Genomic DNA, 4,838 nt, shown 5'->3' on the forward strand with positions numbered 1-4,838 from the left:
CTCGCCGACAAATGATCCGCTAAAAACCGGCCGGTATTGAACCCCTCGACCCCGGCGCCTATCCGGGCCGGCCATGTTGCAGCAGGCCACTCCCTTGACCGCGGAAACGCCGCAGGGTCTCCGCGCGGAATTCCGCGCGACGCTGGCGCTCGCCGTGCCGCTCGCGGCCGCGAACCTGCTCCAGATGATGGTCCACGCGATCGATGTGATTTTCGTCGCGCGGCTCGGCGATGCGGCGCTCGCGGCCTCCTCGCTCGGCGTTGCGATCTTCGGCCTTCTGCTCTGGACCGGAACCGGGCTGATCGGAGCGTCGGCGCCGCTGATCGCCGCCGAACTCGGGCGCCGCAAACATGCCGTGCGCGAAGTGCGGCGCACGGTGCGCATGGCGCTGTGGCTCAGCGTGATGGTTTCGATCCTGTTTATGGGCATTTGCGCCGCGGGCGGGCCGATCATGCTCGCGACGGGGCAGCCGGCCGAAACCTCGGCGCGCGCCGCGAGCTTCCTGCTGATCCTGATGTGGGGTCTGTTCCCGATGATCGCGGCAGCGGTGCTGCGCATTTTCGTCTCGGCGCTGGGACGCGCGACAATCGCGACCGCAATCACCTTCGGCGCGCTTTTCGTCAACGCGCTCGGAAACTGGGTTCTGGTGTTCGGCCACCTCGGCATGCCCGCGCTCGGATTGCATGGCTCGGCGATTTCGAGCGTGATGACCAGCGTGCTGATGCTCGTCGCCTATGTTGTCGTCATCCAGCGCGACCGGCGCCTGCGGCGCTATCGCCTGTTCGGCAACTGGTGGCGCAGCGAATGGAGCCGCTTCTTGGAGATGGTCCGCATCGGAACGCCGATCAGCCTGACCATCCTGGCCGAGGCGGGGCTGTTTACCGGTGCCGCCTTCCTGATGGGGCGGATCGGCGAGGCCGAACTTGCAGGGCACACGATCGCGCTTCAGGTCGCGGCGCTGGCTTTCCAGATCCCGTTCGGGGTCGCACAGGCAGCGACGATCCGCGTCGGCCTCGCCTATGGCGCACGCGATCATCGCGGCATCGGCCATGCCGGCTTTGCTTCGCTGGCGCTCGGGATCGGCTTCATGGGCTTTACCGCGCTGCTGATGTGGCTGTTCCCGACACTCGTCCTGTCGATCTATGTCGATGTCGACGCGGCGCGAAACGCGGCGCTCGTCGGCTTCGCGATGCAATTCCTTGTGGTCGCCGCGGCATTTCAGCTTTTCGACGGGGCGCAGGCGGTGGCAGCGGGGGTGCTTCGCGGGCTGCAGGATACGCGCATCCCGATGATCATCGCCGTCTGCGGTTACTGGATCGCGGGTTATGGCACGGCGATCTACCTCGGTTTCTGGACCCCGCTCGCCGGCGTCGGCGTATGGATCGGGCTCGCCGTCGGGCTGATCGTCGTCTCGGCAGTGCTGCTGCTCCGCTGGCGGATGCGCGCCCGTCTCGGCCTGCTTCCGGCCTGACGCAAAAACTTCGCGAGAATCTTGCAGCGCGGCGCTTGACGCCCATCTGACTCCCACCCATATGGCCGACTGTTAGCACTCGCGCCCTGTGAGTGCTAAGCGACATCATTTCCATCTCTGGAGGGATTTCCATGCAATTTCGTCCGCTGCACGACCGCGTGCTCGTCCGCCGTATCGAAGCCGAAGAAAAGACGGCTGGCGGCATCATCATCCCCGACACCGCCAAGGAAAAGCCGCAGGAAGGCGAAGTCGTCTCGGTCGGTACCGGCACCCGCGCCGATGATGGCAAGGTGACCCCGCTCGACGTCAAGGCGGGCGACCGCATCCTGTTCGGCAAATGGTCGGGCACCGAAGTCAAGGTCGACGGCGAAGAGCTGCTGATCATGAAGGAATCGGACATCCTCGGCGTCATCGCCTGAGCGAATTCATCGATTTGCGAATGAAGTTGCGCAGTTTTCTGCGCCTTTGAAAGGAACAAGCCCATGGCTGCTAAAGACGTAAAATTCGGCCGCGACGCGCGTGAGCGCATCCTGCGCGGCGTCGACACCCTCGCCTACGCGGTGAAGGTCACCCTCGGCCCCAAGGGCCGCAACGTCGTGATCGACAAGAGCTTCGGCGCGCCCCGCATCACCAAGGACGGCGTCACCGTCGCCAAGGAAATCGAACTCAAGGACAAGTTCGAGAATATGGGCGCCCAGATGCTCCGCGAAGTCGCGAGCAAGGCGAACGACAAGGCCGGCGACGGCACCACCACCGCCACCGTTCTCGCCCAGGCGATCGTCCGCGAAGGCATGAAGTCGGTTGCCGCCGGCATGAACCCGATGGACCTGAAGCGCGGCATCGACCTCGCGGTCACCAAGGTCGTCGAAACGATCAAGGCGCAGTCGAAGCCGGTTTCGGGCACGTCTGAAATCGCCCAGGTCGGCATCATCTCGGCCAATGGCGACAAGGAAGTCGGCGACAAGATCGCCGAAGCCATGGAAAAGGTCGGCAAGGAAGGCGTGATCACCGTCGAGGAAGCCAAGGGTCTCGATTTCGAACTCGACGTCGTCGAAGGCATGCAGTTCGACCGCGGCTACCTGTCGCCCTATTTCATCACCAATCCGGAAAAGATGCTCGTCGAGCTCGCCGATCCGTACATCCTGATCTTCGAAAAGAAGCTGTCGAACCTCCAGTCGATGCTGCCGATCCTCGAAGCCGTGGTGCAGTCGGGCCGCCCGCTGCTGATCATCGCCGAGGACATCGAAGGCGAAGCGCTTGCGACGCTGGTGGTCAACCGCCTGCGTGGCGGCCTGAAGGTCGCTGCCGTCAAGGCGCCGGGCTTCGGCGATCGCCGCAAGGCGATGCTGCAGGATATCGCGATCCTCACCGCCGGTGAAATGATCAGCGAAGACCTGGGCATCAAGCTTGAGTCGGTCACGCTGAACATGCTCGGCCAGGCCAAGCGCGTCACGATCGACAAGGACAACACCACCATCGTCGATGGTTCGGGCGACCATGATGCGATCAAGGGCCGTGTCGAACAGATCCGCGCGCAGATCGAAACGACGACCAGCGACTATGACCGTGAAAAGCTGCAGGAACGTCTGGCGAAGCTTGCCGGCGGTGTTGCCGTGATCAAGGTCGGCGGCGCTTCGGAAGTCGAAGTGAAGGAGCGCAAGGACCGCGTCGACGACGCGCTCCACGCGACCCGCGCTGCGGTCGAGGAAGGCATCGTCCCCGGCGGCGGTACCGCGCTTCTCTATGCGACCAAGGCCCTCGAAGGCATGTCGGGCGGCAATGAAGACCAGACCCGCGGCATCGACATCATCCGTCGTGCGCTGCAGGCTCCGGTTCGCCAGATCGCCGAAAACGCCGGTTTCGACGGTGGTGTCGTCGCCGGCAAGCTGTTCGACCAGTCGAACACCAGCTTCGGCTTCAACGCCGCGACCGACACCTATGAGGATCTGGTCGCCGCGGGCGTCATCGATCCGACCAAGGTCGTCCGTACGGCGCTGCAGGACTCGGCTTCGGTCGCAGGCCTGCTGATCACCACCGAAGCGGCGGTGAGCGAGCAGCCCGAAGACAAGCCCGCCATGCCCATGGGCGGCGGCGGCATGGGTGGCATGGGCGGTATGGACTTCTAAAGTCCGAACCGTTCGGCACCAGCCGAAGAAACGAGGGCCGGGGCAGCGATGCTCCGGCCCTTTTTCTTTTGTTGGTTCCAACCCCTCGTCATCTCGGACTTGATCGGGGATCCACCTGGGCGGGCTTGGTCATGGATGCCAGATCAAGTCCGGCATGACGAAATAGTCGGAATGGGACATTGCGAGTTCATCGGGCCCGGCATAGCTAGGGCGGCGATGATGTTCGTCCTTGCCTTTGCCATGCTCGCCGATCCGCCGGCCGCAGTGACGCCGGCACCACCGCCCGTCGAGCGTTGCGGCTATCGCATCGTCGAGACTTTCCCGCACGACACATCGTCCTTCACGCAGGGTCTCTTCTGGCACGAGGGCCATCTGTACGAGGCGACCGGGCAATATGGCCGATCGCGTGTCGCCCGCCTCGATCTCAAGACCGGCAAGGCGCTGGCGCAGGCCAGATTGCCATCGGACCAGTTCGGCGAGGGGATCACGCGCTGGGGCGACCAGATCATCGGCGTGACCTGGCAGGGAGGCGTCGGCAATCGCTGGTCGATCAGCGATCTCAAACCCGTCGGCACCTTCCAGTATGACGGCGAGGGCTGGGGGGTGACGATGGTCGGCGACAGCCTGGTGCTCAGCGACGGCACCACCGACCTCCGTTTCTTCGATCCCGCGACGATGAAGGAGCAGAAGCGCGTGACGGTCCGTTTCGCCGGCCGGCCGGTCACGATGCTCAACGAGCTAGAGACGATCGACGGACAAATCTGGGCAAATGTCTGGATGACCGACTTCATCGTCCGCATCGATCCTGCGACCGGCGATGTCGTGTCGCTCGTCGACCTGTCGACACTCAAGGCCGACGCCGGCGCCAGCGGCACCGACAGCGTGCTCAACGGCATCGCGTGGGATGCCGGAAAGAAGCGGCTGTTCGTGACCGGGAAGAACTGGCCAAAGCTTTACGAGATCGCACTCGCCGACTGCCGCTAGCCGATAAGGGCTTCTTCCATTCGCGCCGCCGCGGCGTCGTAGACCCGCGCCTTCAATCCCGCGGTGACTGCTTCGGGCGCGCGGCCCGGATGGCCGCCGGCGAACGGCGGGGCGGGATCATATTCGATTGCGAGCTGGATCGCCTGCGCGACGGCGTCGCCCTTCAGGCGTGCGATAAGGGTCAGCGCAAAATCGAGACCCGATGTAACCCCGCCGCTGGTCACCACACGGCCGTCCTCGACGACACGGCCGTCTTC

At 64.4% G+C, this 4,838-nt stretch carries 4 protein-coding genes and 1 pseudogene; 4 read left to right on the top strand and 1 reads right to left on the bottom strand.

Annotated features, from left to right (window positions below):
• Positions 1-73: 73 nt before the first annotated feature.
• The 4 genes from VGD20_RS16400 to VGD20_RS16415 all read left to right on the top strand — a co-directional run bounded on the left by VGD20_RS16400 (position 74) and on the right by VGD20_RS16415 (position 4,581).
• Positions 74-1,471, top strand: coding sequence for an MATE family efflux transporter (locus tag VGD20_RS16400; RefSeq protein WP_331135468.1), 1,398 nt, complete (start codon positions 74-76; stop codon positions 1,469-1,471).
• Positions 1,472-1,602: 131 nt separating this feature from the next.
• On the top strand, positions 1,603-1,890 hold the full coding sequence (gene groES / locus VGD20_RS16405) for a co-chaperone GroES (RefSeq protein WP_037514464.1): 288 nt from the start codon (positions 1,603-1,605) through the stop codon (positions 1,888-1,890).
• 63 nt (positions 1,891-1,953) lie between these two features.
• The gene (gene groL / locus VGD20_RS16410) at positions 1,954-3,597 is read left to right on the top strand and encodes a chaperonin GroEL (RefSeq protein ID WP_331135469.1); all 1,644 of its coding nucleotides are present in this window, start codon (positions 1,954-1,956) and stop codon (positions 3,595-3,597) included.
• Positions 3,598-3,768: 171 nt separating this feature from the next.
• A complete protein-coding gene (locus VGD20_RS16415) occupies positions 3,769-4,581 on the top strand; it encodes a glutaminyl-peptide cyclotransferase (RefSeq protein WP_331135470.1) in 813 nt (270 codons plus the stop codon).
• Here the strand turns inward: VGD20_RS16415 and VGD20_RS16420 are convergent.
• Positions 4,578-4,838 (bottom strand): annotated as a pseudogene (locus VGD20_RS16420) (DJ-1/PfpI family protein); the annotation flags it as partial. The gene VGD20_RS16415 and the pseudogene VGD20_RS16420 sit on opposite strands and share 4 nt — an antisense overlap.

The sequence above is a fragment of the Sphingopyxis sp. genome (genome assembly GCF_036402335.1).
Lineage (GTDB): Bacteria > Pseudomonadota > Alphaproteobacteria > Sphingomonadales > Sphingomonadaceae > Sphingopyxis.